A 19,289-nucleotide genomic window follows, 5' to 3' on the forward strand; every position below is an offset into this window, starting at 1 on the left:
GCCGGCCCATTCGCGAGTGAATCCGCTCCCAAAGGGGTTTTGCGTTGTCGGGCAGCGGTGTGCCTGCGGGGCGGCGCTGATCATTTCAGGGAGATCGAACAATGACCACGAAGGACATCGAGCCGAGGACGGTGGGCAGGACGAAGTTCTACCAGGGCGAGGGCATGACCGCGCCGCTGTTTTGCATCGAGCCTGGTATCTCGTGCCAGCACGCACGCGAGCAGGCTTCGGAGTTGATGGGGTATGTGCGGGACATGACCCTAACAGGCGCGATGGACGACAAGCCGCAGTTGGTATGGGCGTCGCACTATCTGGCGGCGTTAGCGAAGGCGCTGATGGATGATGCGGAGTTGGGCATGATGGGCTGAGGTCAAGGTGCTGTTGGATTCAGGGCTGCTTTGCAGCCCTTGCGCCGCGTTGGGGCGCGAAGCGGCACCGGTCAGGGTCCTGGGGCAACCAGGCGATAGCCTACGCCGGCTTCGGTGATGATGAACCGCGGCGCAGTCGGATCATCCCCCAACTTCTGCCGCACGTGGGCGACGACGATGCGCAGGTAATGGGTGTCATCGACATGCGTCGGCCCCCAGATGTCCTTGAGCAGTTGCTGCTGGGTGATGACGCGGCCGGGGTGGCCGGCGAGCTGGGCGAGCAATGCGTACTCTTTGCGGGTCAGGGCTACTTCCGCACCGTCGAGGGTCACCTTGCGAAACGCAAAGTCCACCACCAAGGGGCCGAAACTTACGCTCGACTGGACAGCGTCGGCCTGGGACGTCTGGCGCAGCAAGGCGCGGATGCGGGCAAGGAATTCCTGGATGCCGAACGGTTTGGTCACGTAGTCGTTGGCGCCGCCATCGAGTGCGTCGACTTTCTGTACTTCACTCGCGCGCACCGAGAGCACCAGCACTGGCACGGCGCTCCATTCACGCAGCTCGCGCAGCACCTGTTGGCCGTCCATGTCGGGTAGGCCAAGGTCGAGCACCACCAGGTCCGGCTTGCTCAGCGCGGCCTGGGCGAGGCCTTCGGCGCCGGTGGCGGCTTCGATGACTTTGTAGCCTTGTGAGGCGAGGCTGATGCGCAGGAACTTGCGGATCTGCGGTTCATCGTCGATGACCAGCAGGGTGGCGGACTGACTCATGGGGCTTCGCTTTCAGGCTCAGGTTGTGGAGGCAACGGCAAGCATAGAGTGATGCAGGTGCCCTGACCATCGATGCCGTCGCCGACGAGGATCTGCCCGCCGTGGGCGCCGATCATGCCTTGGCAAATGGCAAGGCCAAGGCCGGTGCCCTGCCCTCCCCGGTCGCCGCGGGCTGCGGTGTAGAACATGTCGAAAATCTTCTCGCGCTCACTCACCGGAATGCCCGGGCCTTGGTCGCTGACGGCGAAGTGCAGTTGCTCGTTCTGCTCAGAGACTTGCAACGCCAGGCGCCCGTTGACCGGCGAGAAACGGGCCGCGTTTTCCAGCACGTTGACCAGCGCCTGTTCGATCAGCGCCGCATGCACGAACAGCAGCGGCAGCTCGGGCGGCACATCGGTGTGCACACGCAGCGGAGCCAGGACCACGCGCAGGCGGTTGAGGGCGCTGCCGACGATGTCGGCCGGGGCGACCCAGTCGCGGGCGAGCTTGAGGCCGCCGTGGCCGAGACGAGTCATGTCCAAGAGGTTCTGGATATAGCGGTCCAGGCGTTCGGCTTCGTTGCGGGTGCCTTCGAGCAGCTCTTGGCGATCGGCCGGAGGGATGGCGTCGCCCAGGGCCAGCAGGCTGTCGATACTGCCGCGCATGGCGGTCAGGGGGGTGCGCAGGTCGTGGGAAACAGAGGCCAGCAGTGCACTGCGCAGTTGTTCGGTCTCGCCATGCAGGCGCGCGGCCTCCAGTTGCTCGCCCAGGCGGGCGCGAGCCAGGGCCTGGGCCAGGGGTTGGCCGAGAGACATCAACAGGCGTCGGCGTTGGGGGCTTAAGGTCTCCCCTGTGCGTGGGCGCACGCCAAGCAGGGCCAGGGGTTGATCGTCCACCGCGAGCGGCCACCACCACCAACGCCCATCAGGCAAGGTGTCGCTGCCGTGCCCGGCGGCCTGGCCGTGCTGCCAGGCCCATTCGGCGGCGGCGCGTTCGTTGTTGGTCAGTTGCGGTTCGTGGCTGCTGGTGGCTTGCAGCAGGCCCTCAGCATTGCGCTCGAGCAGGCAGGCCTGCATGTCCTGCCAGGCGCCCAGGTGCTGGCCGGCGGCGTTGAACACAGCCTGGCGGTCCGTGGCCACGGTGAGACGACGTGAGAGGTCCAGCAGTTGCGTGGTCTCGGCCTGGGTTTCGCGCAGGGCCTGCAACTGACGGCGCTGGCGGGCGGCGAGGTTGCCGGTGAGGCCCGCCATGAGCAGGAAGAACACCAGGGTGAGCACGTCTTCTTCGCGCTGGATGGCGAAGGAGAAGTTGGGCGGGATGAACAGAAAGTCATAGGTGAGAAACGACAGCGCCGCGCAGGCCAGCGCCGGCCCCAGACTGCTGCGCACCGCCACCAGCAGCACGGCAGCGAGGAACACCAAGGAAATATTGGGCAGCGCCAGCACACTGGATACCGCCCACGACAACCCTGCTGCCAGCACGGTGGCCACCAATGCCAGCAGGTAATGGCGCCAGACCCACACGCGCTGCACCGCCGAGGGTGCTGTGCGGGGTTGGGTGTCGCGGTCGAGGACGTTGATTTCCAGGCCGTGGCTTTCTCGCAGCAGGCGCGCGGCCACGCCTGCGCCGAACAAGCGACGGCGCAGCCGATCGCGGGACTGGCCTACCAGCACCAGGCTGGCCCGGCGTTCGCTGGCGTGCTGGATCAGGGTGCGGGCCACTTCGCCGGCACGCAGCACCACCACTTCGCCGCCCAGACGCTCGGCCAGTTGCTGGGCGGCCTGCAGGCGCTGGCGGGCGGTCTCGTCGCGCAGGCGGCCGTTGTCCACGTGCACCAGGCTCCAAGGCAAGTGGCGGCGCTGGGCAACGCGACTGGCATGGCGCACCAGGCGTTCGGCCTGCTCGTCACCGTCCACGCCCACCAGCAGGCGCCCGCGCAGGGCCGGGGCCTCCTGACCGCGCTGGCGGTAGCCGTGGGCGAGGTCGGCATCGACCTGAGCGGCGGCGGTCTGCATGGCCAGCTCGCGAAGGGCGGTGAGGTTGGTCTGGGAGAAGTAGGCGTCGATGGCCGCCCTCGCCTGCTCCGGCACATAGACCTTGCCCTCGCGCAGGCGCATGAGCAGCTCACGCGGTGGGAGGTCGATCAGCACCAGCTCGAAGGCTTCCTGCAGGACCCAGTCCGGCAGGGTCTCGCGGACCTGAACGCCGGTGATGTCGCGGACTTTGTCATTGAGGCTTTCCAGGTGCTGGACGTTGACGGTGGTGTAGACATCGATGCCGGCAGCGAGCAGTTCCTGCACGTCCTGCCAGCGCTTGGCGTGGCGGCTGCCGGGGGCGTTGGTATGGGCCAGTTCGTCCACCAGGGCCAAGGTGGGGGCGGCCTTGAGCAAGCCGTCGAGGTCCATCTCCTCGAGGGTCACACCGCGGTAGTCGGTACGCAACAAGGGCTGCTGGGCCAGGCCGCCGAGCAGCGCCTCGGTTTCGGCGCGGCCGTGGGTTTCGACGATCCCGGCCAGCACTTGCACGCCCAGGCGTTGCTGGGCGTGGGCGGCCTGGAGCATGGCGTAGGTCTTGCCCACGCCGGGGGCGGCGCCGAGAAATACCTTGAGCTTGCCACGACCTTCGCGCGGCAGGCCCGCCAGGAGCGCATCGGCGCGGGCGGAGTCACTCATGTTTCATCCTTCGATTTCAGAGAGCCTGGAGCCTGCTGTGCAGGCCGCAGGCTTCGCCAGCTCCGATAAGGCTCAGGAACCGGAGGGCATCGGGGCCAGGCGCTCCAGCGCCTGGTTCAGCGCCAGCACGTTGACCACAGGCGGGCCGATCAATGGGTGGAGGGTGGACGCTTCCACCAACGCTTGCAAGCGCTGCACCGGCACTTGCCGCGCCGACGCCACACGGGGCAGTTGGTAGGCCACGGCATCGGGCGGCAGGTGCGGGTCCAGGCCGCTGCCGGAGGTGGTCAGCAAGGCCAGGGGTACAGGGCCTTGCTGGGGTTGATAGAGCGCAGAGGCCTCGGCCTTGACCCGCTCGGCCAGGGCCGGATTGCTCGGCGAGAGGTTGCTGGCGCTGCTGGCGACGGTGGCGTAGGCGCCGGCCGACGGGCGCGAGTGGAACCAGGCATCGCCAGTGAAGTCCTGGGCGATCAAGGCCGAGCCGCGCACCCGCCCCTGCTCGTCACGTACCAGGCTGCCATTGGCCTGCTCAGGGAAGGCGACCTGGGCGATGCCGGTCACCGCCAAGGGATACAGCGCGCCGGTGACCAGGGTCATCAGCAGGGCCAGGCTCAGGGCCGGGCGCAGGTAAGTGGTCATGTCCATCTCCTTCAAACCAGGTGCAAAGCGTTGAGCAAGAGGTCGATCGCCTTGATCCCGGCAAACGGCACGATGATGCCGCCCACACCGTAGATCAGCAGGTTGCGTCGCAGCAGGTGGGCCGCGCTCGCCGCCTGGACGCGCACGCCGCGCAGTGCGAGCGGGATCAGCACGACGATGATCAGCGCGTTGAACACGATGGCCGAGAGGATCGCGCTCTGCGGGCTCTGCAGTTGCATGAGGTTGAGCACGCCCAACTGCGGGTAGATCACGGCGAACAGCGCCGGCAGGATGGCAAAGTACTTCGCCACGTCGTTGGCGATGGAGAACGTGGTCAGCGCACCGCGGGTGACCAGCAGCTCCTTGCCCACCTGGACCACGTCCAGCAACTTGGTCGGGTCGCTGTCCAGATCGACCATGTTGGCCGCCTCGCGCGCGGCCTGGGTGCCATCGTTCATGGCCATGCCGACATCGGCCTGGGCCAGGGCGGGGGCATCGTTGGCGCCGTCCCCGCACATGGCCACCAGGCGGCCGTCGTTCTGTTCCTGGCGGATGCGCGCCAGCTTCTTCTCCGGCGTGGCCTCGGCCAGCACATCGTCGACCCCCGCTTCGGCGGCAATGGCAGCGGCGGTCAGCGGGTTGTCGCCCGTCACCATCACCGTACGGATCCCCAGCTTGCGCAGCTCGGCGAAACGCTCGCGAATGCCGGGCTTGACCACATCCTTGAGGTGGATCACTCCCAGCAAACGCTTGTCGATGCACACCAGCAGCGGTGTGCCACCGCTCTGGGCGATACGCTCGACTTCACGGGCCAGCGGCGTGGGCATCTCCAGGCGTTGCAGGCCGACGAAGGCCAACACCGCATCGACCGCGCCCTTGCGGTAGCAGCGTTGCTGGAAGTCGGTACCCGAGAGCCGCGTCTCGGCACTGAAGGCAATGGCTTCGAACTGGTTGGCCGAAGGTTCGATGAACGCCTGTTGCTGACGTAGGTATTCGACAATCGACTTGCCCTCGGCAGTGTCGTCGGCAAGCGAGGCGAACAACGCGCCCTCCCCCAGTTCCCGCGCGGTGATGCCGGGCGCGGCATGCAGTGCACTGCAACGACGGTTGCCGAAGGTGATGGTGCCGGTCTTGTCGAGCATCAGCGTGTGCACGTCACCCGCCGCCTCCACCGCACGGCCGGAGCGGGCGATGACGTTAAGGCGCACCAGGCGGTCCATGCCGGCGATGCCGATGGCCGAGAGCAGGCCACCGATGGTGGTGGGGATGAGCGTGACCAACAGCGCAGCAAGGAAGATCAGCGGCAGGCTGCCACCCGAGAAATGGGCGAACGGCTGTAACGTCACCACCACGATCAGGAAGATCAACGTCAGGCCGATCAGCAGGATATCCAGGGCGATTTCGTTGGGGGTCTTCTGGCGTTTGGCGCCTTCGACCAAGGCGATCATGCGATCCAGGGTCGACTCGCCGGGGTTGCTGGTGATGCGGATCAACAGCCAGTCCGAAACCAGGCGGGTGTTGCCGGTCACCGCCGAGCGGTCGCCGCCGGACTCACGGATCACAGGGGCCGACTCGCCGGTGATGGCCGCCTCGTTGACCGCAGCGATGCCTTCGAGCACCTCGCCGTCACCGGGGATCAACTCGCCGGCAACGACCTTGACCACATCGTCCTTGCGCAGCTGGGTGGCGGGCACGGTCTCGAAGCGGCCATCGACGGTGCGACGCTGGGCGGTCAGGCCCTGACTGCCGGCCTTGAGGCTGTCGGCACGGGCCTTGCCACGGCCTTCGGCCAAGGCTTCGGCGAAGTTGGCGAACAGCACGGTGAACCACAGCCACAGGGCGATCTGCAGGGCTACACCGGTACCCACACCACTGCCGGGGACGAAGCACAGCAGCGTGGTCAGCAGCGCGGTCAGGGCGACCACCAACATCACCGGAGAGCGTTTGAGTTGGCGGGGGTCGAGCTTGACGAAAGCCTGGACCAGGGCCGGACGCCAGAGCGCGGCGAAGCGGGTCTGGTCCACGGCGGTGCGGTTGGCTTTGACATCAGGAATAGGCATGTTCATAGGAGGTCCTCAGAAGCCCAGGCTCAGGTGTTCGGCAATCGGCCCGAGGGCCAAGGTCGGCAGGAAAGTCAGGCCACCGACCAGCACAATGGTCACCAGCAGCAGGACCACGAACAGCGGGCCATGGGTGGGGAAGCTGTTCAGCCCCTGGGGCGCGCTCTTCTTCGCTGCCAGGCTGCCAGCCAGGGCGAGCACCGGCAGGATGTAGCCGAAGCGGCCGATAAGCATGGCCAGGCCGATCATCAGGTTGTGGTACGGCGTGTTGGCACCGAAACCGGCGAAGGCCGAACCGTTGTTGGCGGTGCCGGAGGTGTAGGCATAAAGCAGTTGGCTGAAGCCGTGGGCACCGGGATTGGTCACGGCACTGGCAGGCCCGGCGAGGCTCGCGGTGATGGCGCCGAGCACCAGCACACCCACCGGCATCACCAGCAAGGTCGCCACCAGCAGTTGCACCTCCCGCGCCTGGAGCTTCTTGCCCAAGTATTCTGGCGTGCGACCGATCATCAGGCCCGCCAGGAACACGGCGATCAGCACGAACAGCAACATGCCGTAAAGGCCTGCGCCGACGCCGCCGAAGATCACCTCGCCGATCATCATATTGACCATGGCCACCATGCCCGTGAGCGGGTTGAGGCTGTCATGCATGGCATTGACCGAACCGTTCGAGGCGGCGGTGGTGGTCACGCTCCATAGCACCGAGGCGGTGGTGCCGAAGCGGCTTTCCTTGCCTTCGAGCGGCGCGGTCTGTTGTACCTGAGCGCTTTCCAAGGCAGGGTTGGGCTGTTGCTCGGACCATAGCGCCGTAGCGCCGCCGATCAGGAACAGGCCCAGCATGCAGGCGAGGATCGCCCGGCTCTGGCGCAGGTCTTTGACGTAATGGCCGAAGGTGAACACCAGCGCTGCCGGAATGAGGATGATCGATGCCACCTCGAACAGATTGCTCCAGGCTGTGGGGTTCTCGAACGGGTGCGCCGAGTTGACGCCGAAAAAGCCGCCGCCGTTGGTGCCCAGTTGCTTGATGGCGATCTGGCTGGCGGCCGGGCCAAGGGGAAGTGCCTGGTCGCTGCCTTGCAAGGTCAGTGCGTGGGCGTAGTCGGCGAAGGTTTGCGGCACGCCCTGCCACACCAGCAGTAGTGCCAGCACCAGGCACAGTGGCAGCAGCACGTAGAGGGTGGCGCGGGTCAAGTCGACCCAGAAATTGCCTAACGTGGTGGTGGAGCGACGGGCAATCCCTCGGCACAGGGCGACCAGCACGGCAAGACCGGTGGCGGCGCTCACGAAGTTCTGCACAGTCAGGCCGATCATCTGGCTCAGGTAGCTGACCGACGCTTCACCGCTGTAGGCCTGCCAGTTGGTGTTGGTCATGAAACTGACTGCAGTGTTGAACGCCAGCGTCCACTCCTGCCCCGGCAGCTGCTGCGGGTTCAGCGGCAGATACCCCTGGAGCAGGAGCACGGTGAACAGCAATACGAAGCCGACCAGGTTGAAGGCCAGCAAGGCCAGGGTGTATTGCTTCCAGTTCTGCTCCTGCTCGGCGCGTACACCGGCCAGGCGGTAGCAACCGTGCTCCAGCGGGCCGAGCACCGGTGTCAGCCAGGTGCGCTGCCCTTCCATCACCTTGAAGCAAAAGCGCCCGAGCCAAGGTGCTGGCAGCAGCACGATGGCGAAGAACGCCAACAGCAATAGGTAGTCGTAACTGTGCATGGCCGCCCCTTAACTGCGATCGGCGCGCAGCAGCGCCACCAGCAGGTACATCGCCAACGCCACTGCCAGCAGCAGTGACACCCCGTCCAGCATGTTCATGTGCGCATCTCCCTTGGTACGGCGCATGGGCCGCTTTAGGGAAATTGTCCGAGGGAGGGGCGTAAAGGGACGAGATGGGGGGTGGGGTCAGGGCATAAAGAGTGCGTAAAGATCAGCCTTTTCGGCAGCCGCCATCGTCGCGGGTACCCCGCAAGGATGGCGGCATGGAGAGCCTTGGCCTGACTACCGCTGGGGTGTCTGCTGCCCCGCGTTACGGCTCCAGTCCAGCAGCAGGCTATAGCCCACCGCCAGCAAGGTCGGCCCGATGAACAGGCCGATGAAGCCAAAGGCGATCAGCCCGCCGAACACCCCGAGCAGCACGATCACCAACGGCAGGTTGCCACCGCGGCTGATCAAGTACGGCTTGAGGACGTTGTCGACGCCGCTGATGATGAAGGTGCCCCACAGGCCGAGGAACACCGCCATGCCGTACTCACCCTTCCACACCAGCCAGCCGGTGGCAGGTATCCAGGCCAGCGGCGGCCCCATGGGAATCAGGCTGAGCATGAAGGTCACCAGCCCCAGCACGATGGCGCCCGGCACACCGGCGATCAGGAAGCCGATCAAAGCCAGCAAGCCTTGGGCCGCGGCAGTGCCGATCACGCCGTTGACCACGCGCTGCACGGTGCCAGCCACCAGGTCCAGGTAATACTCGGCGCGTTCCCCCATCAACCGCTGCAACAGGCGCAGCACGAAGGCCGCCAGGCGCGGCCCGTCACGGTAGAAGAAGAACACGAACACCAGGCTCAGGGTCAGCTCCAACGCGCCGCTGCCAATCTGCGCACTGCGCGCCAGAAGCCAGTTGCCGACCTGCCCCAGGTGCGGCTTGACCGAGGCCAGCAAGGCCGCGCCCTGTTGATCCATGGAATCCCACCAGCGCACCAGTCGCTCCCCCACCAGGGGGATGCTGCCCAGCCAGTCGGGGGCGTCGGGCAAGCCGTCGACCTGCACGTCCCGGATGAACGCGGTGGCATCACGGATGTGGTCGGCCAGATTGAAGCCGAGCCACACCAGCGGCAAGGCCACCACCAGGATCCACACGGCGGTCAGTAGGCTCGCGGCGAGCGTTTCGCGCCCGCCCAGCGCGCGGGTGAGCAAGCGCATCAGCGGCCAACTGGCGAAGGCCAGGATGGCGCCCCAGAGCAATGCCGAAATGAAAGGCGCCATCACCCACAACCCGGCCCCGAGCAGGGCCAGCAGCAGGATCTGGATCAGCAGGCGGTCATTGTTGGGCATGGAGGGACTCATTCAACGGATCAGCTCAAGGTGCAGGCCATCGGTGGGTGCCGTCCCGACTTCCAGGCGGGTACTGCGCACGCCGGCGTTTACCAGTTGCTCGCGCCAGGCTTCGGCCTGGGCGCCGCTGAGGCTGGCGCGCAGGGTGCTGTCCAGGTTCAGGCTGCGCCCGAGCAAGGCCACCCAGGTGGGCTGCGGTGCGGCAAGGTCAGGGTAGTCCAGCTTGCCGGTGTCGCGCAGTTCGCGCAGCACCGTGGCTGGTGTCGGCAACAGCTCGCCCAGAGGCTGGTCGGCCACGAACTCCTCGACGTGCAGGTAGGCGCGGCGATTGCCACGGGTGACGCTGTAGAGCGAGACCAAGGTGTCGGCCTCTTCGGCGGAGCGGCGCAGGAGGATGAACGCCTGTTGCTCGTCACCACCATTGAGGCGGGCATTGGCGAATACTTCGTTGGCCCACAGGCTGGCTTCGCCGCAATCGCGGCCCTGGCACCAGAACAGCGGATAGCCCCCCTCGCGCTGCAAGGCCTCGCGGGCACTGGTGAAGGCCTCGCGAGCAGTCCGTTCGACAGGGAGCTCATAGGTGACGGAACTGACCTGACCGCGGCTTTCGACTTTTTCGTCCACCCTCAGGCGGCCGCTGATCTTGCGTAAAGGGCCCATGGGATAGACCCGCTCCTGCTCCACGGCCGGACGCTGGTCGACCACTTTGGCATCCACCGGCACGGGCAGGCTGCCGGCCCACGACAAGGGGCTGGCCAAGCCCAGGCAAACGGCGATCAGTGTGCGCGTGATCATCGGCCACCTGTCACGCACAGGGCGCCGATGGGGTAATCCAGGATGTCTGGCATGTGCATGGTTGTCTCCGTGTTCAACCCGCCAAGCCTCGACACTTGTCCTGTGCAAGTCAAGAAAAGCCGAAGAAGCGATTGAAACAGTCTGCAACAAGGGTTGCGCCCGGTTCGTCATTCAAATGCAGGTGATGGCCACCGGGCAGCGTGACCTGCTCAAAGGGTAGCTGCTCCAGCAAGGCTGTGTGCTGCGCGAGCATGCCATCGGCCGCCACCACCAGGCAGGCCGGGCACGCGACCCGATGCACGAAGGCCATGGCCTGCGCCTCGTTCAGGCGTACCGGTGATGGCAAGGTCAGGCGGCTGTCGCTGCGCCAGCTGTAGCCGCCCGGCACCGGCATCAGGCCACGCTGGGCCAGCAGCTCGGCGGCTTCGCGGCTGACCGCGACCATGCCTTTCATGCGCGCCTGCACGCCATCTTCAAGGGTCGCGTACACCGACTTGCGCTTGCCATCCAAGCGCAGTTGCGCCTGCAGCGCCATGCCCAGGCGTTCGGCGGCGTCCTGCTCGCGGGCCGTGGGCGGGATCACGCCGTCGATCAACGCCAGGTGGCTGATGCGATCGGGCAAGGCTCCCGCCAGCTGCACGCTGATGATTGCGCCCAACGAGTGTCCGAGCAGACCAAAGCGCTTCCAGCCCAGTTGCTCGGCCACCCGCAGCACATCGTGGGCGTAGTCGGCCAAAGCGTAACCGGCGCCGACAGGGCGATGCTCGGAATAGCCATGCCCGGCCAGGTCCAGGGCGACTACGCGCAGCCCGTCGAGGCGCGGCGCCAGGCGGGCGAAGCTGTTGGCGTTGTCTAGCCAGCCATGCAAGGCGATCACCGGCAGACCGTCATCCGGCCCGAACAGGTGCGCCGCCAGCTCGATATGGCCGAGGCTCAGACGGATCTCTTCGACATGCGTGCTCATGCTCGACTCCAGCGATCGAACAGGCCCTTGATCAAGTGCGCTGTATCCCCCGGCCGCTCCAGCGGGAACATGTGCCCACCGGGCAGGCTGTGGTATTCGCCCCGGGGAATGCCGCGCACCGCCAGGGCATGGTGGCGGCGGATCACCCGGCTCTGGTCGCCACGCACCACCGCCAGCGGTACCTGCAGCTGGCGCGCTGGCGCCGGGCTGAGGTGGGGGATACTGCGGTAGATGTCGATCTCGGTCGTGGGGTCGAAGCGCAGGCGCAAGCCCTCCTGGGTGGCTTGCAGGCCGTGCTCCAGATACGCCTCCAGGCAATCGGGGTCGAAGTGGCGGAACAACGTCTTGCCGGCGAAGTAGGCCCGTGCGCTGTCACGGTCGGGGAATGCCTCGCGACGCCCCAGGGTTCGCCCGGCCGGGGTGATGCGGTCGATGAAGCCCAGGCGCTTGGCCGCGCGGATCATCCACTGGTCGGCGCGGGTCAGCACAGGCGAATCGAGCATTACCACGCCTCGGTAGTACTGCGGGCAACGTAGCGCGGCATGCAGGTGTAGAAGGCCACCCAGGGAATGGCCGACGCCCCAGACCGGCTGCCCCTGCTGGGCCAGGTGGTGAAGCAACTCATCGACCAGGTTCTGCCAGTTGTCGTTGACCGGGAACCGCGGGTCGTGGGCATGTTGCGCCAGGTGCTGGACCTGGTAGTCCGGCGCCAGGGCGGCGAACAACTTGCCGTAGGTGGCCGAAGGGAAGCCATTGGCGTGGGCGAAGAAGATCTGCTGCGACATGGCGGCCTGGTCTGAATGGGAAGTGATGGCCCATTGTCGGCATGACGTGCTGGGGCGGCAACGTTCGGAAAGGTCATCGCTGAGGGCGATCCGGACATGCCTGGCATGTGTGTCGCCTTCTTCGCGCGTGAACCCGCGAAGAAGGCACCGTCAACAGCCAGGGTCAGCCGGCGTGATACAGCCCCTGCAAGGTCATCAACCCAGCCAGCGGCCAGTCCCCTTCCAGCTCAGCCAGGCTCGCTGTGCTCAGCGGCGCCGGTTGCTGGCCATGGCCGTGTTCGAGCATGCCTACCAAGGTGCCGACCAAGGGTTGGTGACTCACCAGCAGCACGTGCTCCAGGCCCAGTTGGTCCAGCTCGCCGATCACCTGCCCGACATCGCTGTCGGGGGTGAGCCAAGGCACGGTACGCACCGGCTCATCCAAGCCCAAGGCGTCGTGCACCAGAGCGGCTGTCTGCTGGGCTCGAACGTACGGGCTGGCGATGATCGCCTGCAGCGGTTGGCCCAACAGGCGCGCGGCACTACGCAGCACCTGCTCGCGACCATGGTTGGTCAGGCGCCGCTCGGCGTCGGTGTTGGCGCGTGGCTCGGCCTCGCCGTGGCGCAGCACCCAGACCTTCACAGCTTGGGCTCCTGATCACGCACCGGATGAGGTGCCGAGGCAACTTCGTGAGGCACTTCGCCTTCAGGGGCGCGAGGGGTCGGCCAGTCGGCGAACGGCCAGGGCTTCTGGTCGCTGTGGAAGGTGCCAAAGCGGCCGATCTGCGCCAGGAACTGGCTCAGGCTGTCGCCGAAATTCATCAGGCTACCGCTGGGCGCGCCATAGACCAGGCGGTAGATCAGCTGGACCAGCACCAGGCCACCCAGCAACAGTTGCGCCATGTGCCAGATCAAGAGGAACACCAGCATCCACAGTACCCGCAGGATGATCGATTCGCGCTGGGCGCGGTTGGCTGTGTCGTTCATGCATGTGCTCCGGGATCAATTGAAACCGCTGATGGAAATGAAATCGACGTCGGTCTTGGGCTCGGCGCGCATCAGGTGCTCGATCACCTGGTTCAGCGTACGCCCCTCGAAGAGGATCGCGTGCAGGCCAGCCACCAGCGGCATGTACACCTGTACCTCCTGGGCCTTGGCCTTGAGTACCTTGAGGGTGTTGACCCCTTCGGCCACCTCGCCCAGGCGACTCACCGCCTGCTCCAGGCTCAGACCCTGGCCCAGGGCATGGCCGACCTGATAGTTGCGGCTCTTGGGCGAGGAGCAGGTGACGATCAAGTCGCCAACCCCGGCCAGGCCCAGGAAAGTCATGGGGTTGGCGCCCTGGCTCACGGCGAAGCGGGTCATCTCGGCCAGCGCGCGGGTGATCAACATGCTCTTGGTGTTCTCGCCCATGCCCAGGGCGACGGCCATGCCGGCAATGATGGCGTAGACGTTCTTCAACGCGCCGCCGAGTTCGACGCCGAAGCGGTCGGCGCTGGCGTAGACGCGGAAGGTGCGGCCATGCAACACCGCCTGCACACGTTGGCAGAGGGCTTCGTCCTCACTGGCGACCACGGTGGCGGTCAGGGCGTGTTCGGCGATCTCGCGGGCCAGGTTCGGCCCCGACAGCACGCCGATGCGGGCCTCGGGCGCGATCTCTTCGAGGATCTGGCTCATCAGCTTGAAACTTTGCGCCTCGATGCCCTTGGTCAGGCTGACCAGACCCTTGCCGCGCAACAGTTCGGCATGGGGCGCCAGCACGCTGCGCAAGGCGCTGGAAGGTAGCGCGACGAAGATCAGGTCGCAGGCCTGCAACGTGGCCAGCAGGTCGTTGACAGGTTCCACCCCGTCCTGCAGGCGAATGCCTTTGAGGTAGCGAGGATTCTCGCGATTGACGCGCATGGCCTCGGCCTGCTCGGGGTCACGCATCCATTGCCGGACCGGCACGCCGTTTTCGGCCAGCAAGTTCGCCACGGCGGTGCCGAAGCTGCCGCCCCCAAGAACTGCAACAGGTTGCTGTTCAGTCATATCCAATCCGTTAAAGCCAATAAGTTAAGTTGGCGACCGGGGCATTATACGGCGCGCATGCGACAGAGCCAGTGGCAGTGCCAGCCCTGCGTATGGATATCAAATCGCACTGGCAAAACCCAAGCGGTCAGTTAACATGCCTGTTTCATCTCTGAAACAAGGCCGTACCGTGTTCCCTGGCACGCCACCTTACCCTCGCCTGCTGTTGCTGACTGCCCTCTTGGGCGGCCCGGCCCTGGCCGATGACATGTTCCTCGACAACCAGGACCTGCCGCAGGTTCTGACCGCGACACGCCTGAAACAATCCCCGGCCGCCGTACCTGGCAGCATGACGGTGCTCGACAGCGAACTGATCCGCGCCAGCGGCGCACGCGACATTCCCGAGCTGATGCGCCTGGTACCCGGCATGATGGTGGGCTACGTCGCCGGCAACCAGCCGACCGTCAACTACCATGGCAGCAACGTCAACGACGCGCGGCGCATGCAAGTGCTGATCGATGGCCGCTCGGTGTATCGCGCAGGCCTTGCCACGGTGGACTGGAGCGACATCCCGCTGGCCATCGAGGACATCGACCGGATCGAGGTATTCCGCGGCCCCAACACCGTGAGTTACGGGGCCAACGCGTTGATGGCCGTGGTCAACATCCTCACCCGCAACCCCGCCGACAGCCATGGCACCCGCGTGAAGGTGACCCGCGGCCAGGACGGCATCAACGATTACTACGCCAGCCAGGGCTTCGGCTGGGAAGGCGGCGACATGCGCCTGTCGCTGTCCGGCATGCAGGATGATGGCTTCGACGAGGACCAGTTCGGCAACGACTACCGCGACAGCCGCCGCCTCAACCGCTTCAACCTCAGCGCCAGCCACAACCTGGCGGTCAACCAGACCCTTGAATGGCAACTGGCGGCCAAGGAAGGGAGCAATCAGCGGCCCTATACCTATCAGCCGGTGTTTCCCTTCGTGACCGCCCGAGGCGACAACGCCGACGTCAATGCCAAGGACTATGCGGGCTCGATGCGCTGGAACATCGATTTCAATCCCGAACACAGCCTGTATGTCCAGGGCTCGGCCCAGCACTTCGACCGGCAACAGGTCTGGCTGGCCTGCGATGCGGCCATCGCCTTCAGCCCGGAGCTGACGCGGCTCTGGCAGATCAACCCGGACTATGCCGAGCAAGTGGCACGCAACGCCAACAACCCGCCTGCCAGCAGCGACCCCGTGCAGAACGCCCTGCGCGACCAGATCGCCAGCCAATGGGCCAATGGTGGTCGTGAAGTGGTTTGCGGCGATGTGGACCAAAGCACTCGGGAAACCCGCTTCGATCTCGAGGTCCAGGACACCCTGAGCCTGACCGACAACCTGCGTCTGCTCAGCGGAATGAACTACCGTTATGATCGCGCCGACTCGCAGACCTACTTCAACGGCAGCCTGGACGACCAGACCTGGCGCCTGTTCGGTCAACTGGAGTGGCGCGCCGACGAGCACTGGATTCTCCAGGGTGGCGCGATGTTCGAGGACTCGCGCCTGTCGGGCAGCTCGCTCACCCCGCGCATGGCGGTCAACTACCTGATCACCCCGCGTCACGGTTTGCGCGCGGTGTACTCCGAGGCGGTGCGCTCGCCGGACATGTTCGAGAACAACGTCAACTGGAGCTACACGGTCAACAACCTGACCCCCAACGTGTATGGGTTGCAGCACGGCGAATACTTCGTCAAGACCCGCGGCCCTGGCGACCTCGAACAAGAGCGCATGCGCTCGCGGGAGCTGGGCTACAACGGCAATTTCAGCGACATCGATTTGAACATGGATGTGAAGTTGTTCTATGACGAGATCACCGGAATGATCAGCGAGCCGTTGCGCAACAACCAGTACATCGCCAGCAACGCCAACAAGGCCCGCTTCAGCGGCAGCGAAGCGCAGCTGGACTGGCGCCCTACCCTGCGTGACCGACTGCGCCTGACCTACGCCTACGTCGATGCCTGGGCCAGCAACCCCAGCGACCGACGCCTGAGCGCACGCAACAGTGGCTCGGCCGGCTGGATGCGCGAATGGGGCCAGGGCTGGTCCAGCGCCCTGTTCTACTACGGTGACGACGCGCTCAACCAGTACCGCTACGAACGCCTCGACCTGCGCGTGGCCAAACGCTTTCGCATCCAGGGCAGCAATCTTGAGCTGGCCGCGCTCTGGCAGCAGCGCCTGGATGACGAGCCGGTCACCGTGCCGCAGAACCGCTACGACAGCCGTCACCGCTTGAGCGTGAGCGCGGAGCTGGAGTTCTGATGGCCTTGTTGCTGCGCCTGTTGCTGTTCTGCCTGTGGCCTTTGGGCGCGGTATCAGCCAGCGAGATTCTGTTGGTAGGCGCCAGCGACCAACCAGGCGTACGCAGCTTCGTCTCCGCCCTGGAAGCGCGCCGTCCCAACGACCAGGTGTATTTCAAGACCGTCGACGCCCTGCCCAAGCCAGGGCAGTTGAAGGCTGATGTGCGCCTGGTGCTGCTCGACAGCGCAGCATTCGAATGGCGCCTGGGCGAGGCCTCTGGCCCTCCGGCGCTGGCCTTGCGGGTCAGCCGGGTACAGGCGGAACAACGCCTGGGAAAGTCGCGTCCCGCCTACCTGTGCCTGTTGTGGAGCGATCCACCGCCTGGTCGGCAATTGCGCCTGACGCGCTACTTGTTGCCACAGGCGCGACGAATCGGTGTGCTGTACGGCGAACATAGCCGCTTCATGCTTGACGAACTGCGCCTGGCCGCCCGCCCGCTGGGCCTTGAGATCGTCGCACAGGACTGGCCGGACCCGCGCGACAGCCGCCCGCTGCAACACCTGCTGAGCAACAGCGATGTCCTGCTGGGGATCGACGACCCCGACCTGTACAACTCCAAGACCGCCAAGAACGTCCTGCTCAGCAGCTATGGCCGGCAGATGGCGCTGATCGGTCCCAACGCAGGTTTTGTCCGCGCCGGGGCGCTGGCCAGCACCTTCAGCGACCAGGACGACTGGCTAGCGGTGCTCGACCAATTGCTCGACCGCTCGCCCGCCAGTTGGCCGCGCAGCCACTACCCCACGCACTATGGGGTCAGCGGCAACCAGCAAGTGGCTCGCGCCCTGGGGCTGGAGCCGATCGACCCCAAGGCCGCCGCCGTGGTCCTGGCCGAAGGAGAGCCCACCCCATGAGCAACCGCCTGAGCTGGGACATCCACACCCGCACCCAGATCATCAGCCTGGGCCCCGCCCTGTTGCTGACCCTGCTGCTAATCAGCTTCTTCACCTTCGTGCGTCTGCAGGACCTGCGCCAGGAGCTCAACCATACCGGGCAACTGATCGCCAACCAGTTGGCTCCCGCCTCCGAATATGGCGTGATTTCCGGCAACAATGAGGTACTCGAAAGCCTCATGCGCGCGACCCTGAGCATTCCGCACGTACGCTTTCTCGAGGTGCAGGACAGCCGCAACCACATCCTGGTGTACGTCGAGCAGAACGGCGAGAACGTCAACCGTGCCCAGCGCGTGGAAGTGTTCCAGGCGCCGATCCGCCTGCAGCAGATCCGCCTGGACAACGACTTCTTGCAACAGGGCAACGCGCCTGCTCCCAGCATTGGCGATGACTATCTGGGGCGGGTGATCGTGGGCATGTCCGACGATGCCTTCAGCCAGCGCCAGCAGGAAATCGTGATAAAGGCCGGCATCCTGGCCCTGTTCGCCTTGCTGTTCACCTTCCTGCTCGCCCGCCGCCTGGCCATGAGCCTGGCCAAGCCGATCAGCGACATGGGGCATGCGGTCAAGGCCATCCAGAAGGGCGAATTCAAGACCCAGGTGCCGGAAGTCGACGACAGCGAGCTGGGGCACCTGGCCCGACACATCAACAACCTGGCCAGTGCCTTGGAGAAAGCCAGCACCGAGCAGAAGCAGGCCATGGCGCAGATGATTCAGGCGCGTGAGGAGGCCGAGCAAGCCAACCGGACCAAATCGGAGTTCCTGGCGATGATGAGCCATGAACTGCGCACCCCCATGAACGGTGTCCTGGGCATGCTGCAACTGCTCGAGACCACCCCGCTGACCAGCGAGCAGGCTGACTACACCGCCGTGGCCAGCGAATCCACCGGGCATCTGCTCAAGGTGATCAACGACATCCTCGACTTCTCGCGGATCGAGCGCACCACGCTGGAACTCGAACACATCGCCTTCAACCTGGGCGAGCTGATCAGCAGCAGCGTTCAGTCGTTCCAGCACAGCGCCCAGCAGCGCGGGCTGGGCCTGCATTTGCAGCTCCCCCAAGGCATCGACCAGTTGCAGGTCACAGGCGATCCGACACGGATCCGCCAGATCTTGCTGAACCTGATCGGCAACGCCTTGAAATTTACCGAACACGGCCAAGTGGAAGTGGAGGCCCGCTGGCGGGCCCTGGATGCCCAACAGGTGTGGTTCACCTGCGCGGTGCGTGACACCGGCATCGGCATCGACAGCGACCGCCTGGAGATGATGTTCGTGGCCTTCCAGCAGGCCGACAGCTCGATTTCCCGTCGCTATGGCGGCACAGGCCTTGGCCTGGCGATCGCACGGACCCTCGCCGAGCGCATGGGCGGGCAGTTGCGCGGCGAAAGCCGCGAAGGGCTGGGCTCGACCTTCACCCTGGAAATGCCTTTGGCCCTGGCCAGCGCCACGGCGACCTTGCTGCCGGCCCAGGACGTCGAAGGCCAAGCGGCCTGGGAAGGCGGGCAGATCCTGCTGGTAGAAGACAACCCGGTCAACCAGAGCGTCATCGAGGCCATGCTGCGCAGCCTGGGCTTCGATGTCGTCACCGCCCTCGATGGTCTTCAGGCCGTCGAGCAGGTGCTTGAACAACGCTTCGCCGCCGTGCTGATGGACTGCCGCCTGCCCGTTGTGGACGGCTACGAGGCCACTCGGCGTATCCGCCTGCTGCCCAACGGCGCGCAGGTGCCGATCATCGCCCTCACGGCCAACGCGCTGCAGGGCGATCGCGAGCGATGCCTGGCAGCGGGGATGAACGACTACCTGAGCAAGCCTTTCAAACGAACGGAACTGCAGCAGGTGCTGCAACGCTGGTTATCCGGACGGACAGCCGCGACTGGCGATTAACGCCGAAATGCGGCAGTCTAGGGAGATGGAGGCCAGAACGCGGCTTGTCCGGTGTCGGTGACGGGTCGCCCGACGACGCAAAGCAACCGAATTAACCGCCGTGGCCACTAGACAG

Annotated in this window: 17 protein-coding genes; 4 read left to right on the top strand and 13 right to left on the bottom strand. The window is 65.6% G+C overall.

Annotation, left to right across the window (positions count from 1 at the left end; translation table 11 throughout):
• The first annotated feature begins 101 nt into the window (after positions 1-101).
• Positions 102-368 carry a DUF3077 domain-containing protein gene (locus tag BLS27_RS16935; protein ID WP_090345874.1) on the top strand — a complete coding sequence of 89 codons (267 nt, stop codon included), beginning with the start codon at positions 102-104 and terminating at the stop codon, positions 366-368.
• A 71-nt stretch (positions 369-439) separates the two neighbouring features.
• Here the strand turns inward: BLS27_RS16935 and BLS27_RS16940 are convergent, their stop codons facing one another.
• From BLS27_RS16940 to BLS27_RS17000, 13 genes are all read right to left on the bottom strand, one after another.
• On the bottom strand, positions 440-1,135 hold the full coding sequence (locus tag BLS27_RS16940) for a response regulator (RefSeq protein ID WP_090345877.1): 696 nt from the start codon (positions 1,133-1,135) through the stop codon (positions 440-442).
• Complete coding sequence (locus BLS27_RS16945; RefSeq protein WP_090345880.1) at positions 1,132-3,786, bottom strand: sensor histidine kinase; 2,655 nt, start codon at positions 3,784-3,786, stop codon at positions 1,132-1,134. The genes BLS27_RS16940 and BLS27_RS16945 overlap by 4 nt, the downstream gene beginning before the upstream one ends.
• Positions 3,787-3,858: 72 nt before the next feature.
• Entirely contained in the window at positions 3,859-4,425 is a 567-nt protein-coding gene (kdpC, locus tag BLS27_RS16950) for a potassium-transporting ATPase subunit KdpC (protein WP_043215936.1), read from the bottom strand.
• Between the two features lie 11 nt (positions 4,426-4,436).
• Positions 4,437-6,491: a potassium-transporting ATPase subunit KdpB gene (gene kdpB / locus BLS27_RS16955; RefSeq protein WP_090345883.1), complete on the bottom strand. Its 2,055-nt coding sequence runs from the start codon at positions 6,489-6,491 to the stop codon at positions 4,437-4,439.
• Positions 6,492-6,500: 9 nt separating this feature from the next.
• Positions 6,501-8,195, bottom strand: coding sequence for a potassium-transporting ATPase subunit KdpA (gene kdpA / locus BLS27_RS16960; protein ID WP_090345886.1), 1,695 nt, complete (start codon positions 8,193-8,195; stop codon positions 6,501-6,503).
• Positions 8,196-8,204: 9 nt separating this feature from the next.
• Complete coding sequence (gene kdpF / locus BLS27_RS16965; protein ID WP_043211358.1) at positions 8,205-8,294, bottom strand: K(+)-transporting ATPase subunit F; 90 nt, start codon at positions 8,292-8,294, stop codon at positions 8,205-8,207.
• A 183-nt stretch (positions 8,295-8,477) separates the two neighbouring features.
• Complete coding sequence (locus BLS27_RS16970; protein WP_090345889.1) at positions 8,478-9,530, bottom strand: AI-2E family transporter; 1,053 nt, start codon at positions 9,528-9,530, stop codon at positions 8,478-8,480.
• A 12-nt stretch (positions 9,531-9,542) separates the two neighbouring features.
• Positions 9,543-10,325, bottom strand: a complete 783-nt coding sequence (locus BLS27_RS16975; RefSeq protein WP_043211363.1) for a DUF4892 domain-containing protein — start codon at positions 10,323-10,325, stop codon at positions 9,543-9,545.
• A 109-nt stretch (positions 10,326-10,434) separates the two neighbouring features.
• Complete coding sequence (locus BLS27_RS16980; protein ID WP_090345892.1) at positions 10,435-11,289, bottom strand: alpha/beta fold hydrolase; 855 nt, start codon at positions 11,287-11,289, stop codon at positions 10,435-10,437.
• Complete coding sequence (locus BLS27_RS16985; RefSeq protein ID WP_090345896.1) at positions 11,286-12,074, bottom strand: alpha/beta fold hydrolase; 789 nt, start codon at positions 12,072-12,074, stop codon at positions 11,286-11,288. The genes BLS27_RS16980 and BLS27_RS16985 overlap by 4 nt, the downstream gene beginning before the upstream one ends.
• Positions 12,075-12,237: 163 nt before the next feature.
• A complete protein-coding gene (gene sixA / locus BLS27_RS16990; RefSeq protein ID WP_090345899.1) occupies positions 12,238-12,696 on the bottom strand; it encodes a phosphohistidine phosphatase SixA in 459 nt (152 codons plus the stop codon).
• Positions 12,693-13,040 (bottom strand): DUF4389 domain-containing protein, encoded by a 348-nt coding sequence (locus BLS27_RS16995; RefSeq protein ID WP_090345902.1) that lies wholly within the window; start codon positions 13,038-13,040, stop codon positions 12,693-12,695. Before BLS27_RS16995 ends, sixA begins: the two co-directional genes overlap by 4 nt.
• A gap of 15 nt (positions 13,041-13,055) precedes the next feature.
• Positions 13,056-14,081 (bottom strand): NAD(P)H-dependent glycerol-3-phosphate dehydrogenase, encoded by a 1,026-nt coding sequence (locus BLS27_RS17000; RefSeq protein ID WP_043211374.1) that lies wholly within the window; start codon positions 14,079-14,081, stop codon positions 13,056-13,058.
• A gap of 136 nt (positions 14,082-14,217) precedes the next feature.
• On the opposite strand from BLS27_RS17000, the gene BLS27_RS17005 reads away from it, so the two are divergent.
• From BLS27_RS17005 to BLS27_RS17015, 3 genes are read left to right on the top strand one after another with little or no spacing between them, the layout of a single operon-like run.
• Complete coding sequence (locus BLS27_RS17005; RefSeq protein ID WP_167358111.1) at positions 14,218-16,362, top strand: TonB-dependent receptor plug domain-containing protein; 2,145 nt, start codon at positions 14,218-14,220, stop codon at positions 16,360-16,362.
• A complete protein-coding gene (locus BLS27_RS17010; RefSeq protein ID WP_090345908.1) occupies positions 16,362-17,252 on the top strand; it encodes an ABC transporter substrate-binding protein in 891 nt (296 codons plus the stop codon). Before BLS27_RS17005 ends, BLS27_RS17010 begins: the two co-directional genes overlap by 1 nt.
• Positions 17,249-19,174, top strand: a complete 1,926-nt coding sequence (locus tag BLS27_RS17015) for an ATP-binding protein (RefSeq protein ID WP_070574175.1) — start codon at positions 17,249-17,251, stop codon at positions 19,172-19,174. The genes BLS27_RS17010 and BLS27_RS17015 overlap by 4 nt, the downstream gene beginning before the upstream one ends.
• Positions 19,175-19,289 lie beyond the last annotated feature (115 nt).

Origin of the sequence: Pseudomonas guariconensis, assembly GCF_900102675.1 — a bacterium.
In the GTDB taxonomy this organism is placed as follows: Bacteria; Pseudomonadota; Gammaproteobacteria; order Pseudomonadales; family Pseudomonadaceae; genus Aquipseudomonas; species Aquipseudomonas guariconensis.

Excerpts from the sequence above, each read along its gene's own strand:
- BLS27_RS17005 (WP_167358111.1), top strand. The coding sequence starts at position 14,218 with ATGCCTGTTTCATCTCTGAAACAAGGCCGTACCGTGTTCCCTGGCACG.
- BLS27_RS17000 (WP_043211374.1), bottom strand. The coding sequence starts at position 14,081 with ATGACTGAACAGCAACCTGTTGCAGTTCTTGGGGGCGGCAGCTTCGGC.
- BLS27_RS16975 (WP_043211363.1), bottom strand. The coding sequence starts at position 10,325 with ATGATCACGCGCACACTGATCGCCGTTTGCCTGGGCTTGGCCAGCCCC.
- BLS27_RS16940 (WP_090345877.1), bottom strand. The coding sequence starts at position 1,135 with ATGAGTCAGTCCGCCACCCTGCTGGTCATCGACGATGAACCGCAGATC.
- kdpB (WP_090345883.1), bottom strand. The coding sequence starts at position 6,491 with ATGAACATGCCTATTCCTGATGTCAAAGCCAACCGCACCGCCGTGGAC.
- BLS27_RS16945 (WP_090345880.1), bottom strand. The coding sequence starts at position 3,786 with ATGAGTGACTCCGCCCGCGCCGATGCGCTCCTGGCGGGCCTGCCGCGC.
- BLS27_RS16985 (WP_090345896.1), bottom strand. The coding sequence starts at position 12,074 with ATGTCGCAGCAGATCTTCTTCGCCCACGCCAATGGCTTCCCTTCGGCC.
- BLS27_RS16980 (WP_090345892.1), bottom strand. The coding sequence starts at position 11,289 with ATGAGCACGCATGTCGAAGAGATCCGTCTGAGCCTCGGCCATATCGAG.
- BLS27_RS16995 (WP_090345902.1), bottom strand. The coding sequence starts at position 13,040 with ATGAACGACACAGCCAACCGCGCCCAGCGCGAATCGATCATCCTGCGG.
- BLS27_RS16970 (WP_090345889.1), bottom strand. The coding sequence starts at position 9,530 with ATGCCCAACAATGACCGCCTGCTGATCCAGATCCTGCTGCTGGCCCTG.
- kdpC (WP_043215936.1), bottom strand. The coding sequence starts at position 4,425 with ATGACCACTTACCTGCGCCCGGCCCTGAGCCTGGCCCTGCTGATGACC.
- kdpF (WP_043211358.1), bottom strand. The coding sequence starts at position 8,294 with ATGAACATGCTGGACGGGGTGTCACTGCTGCTGGCAGTGGCGTTGGCG.
- BLS27_RS16935 (WP_090345874.1), top strand. The coding sequence starts at position 102 with ATGACCACGAAGGACATCGAGCCGAGGACGGTGGGCAGGACGAAGTTC.
- BLS27_RS17010 (WP_090345908.1), top strand. The coding sequence starts at position 16,362 with ATGGCCTTGTTGCTGCGCCTGTTGCTGTTCTGCCTGTGGCCTTTGGGC.
- kdpA (WP_090345886.1), bottom strand. The coding sequence starts at position 8,195 with ATGCACAGTTACGACTACCTATTGCTGTTGGCGTTCTTCGCCATCGTG.
- BLS27_RS17015 (WP_070574175.1), top strand. The coding sequence starts at position 17,249 with ATGAGCAACCGCCTGAGCTGGGACATCCACACCCGCACCCAGATCATC.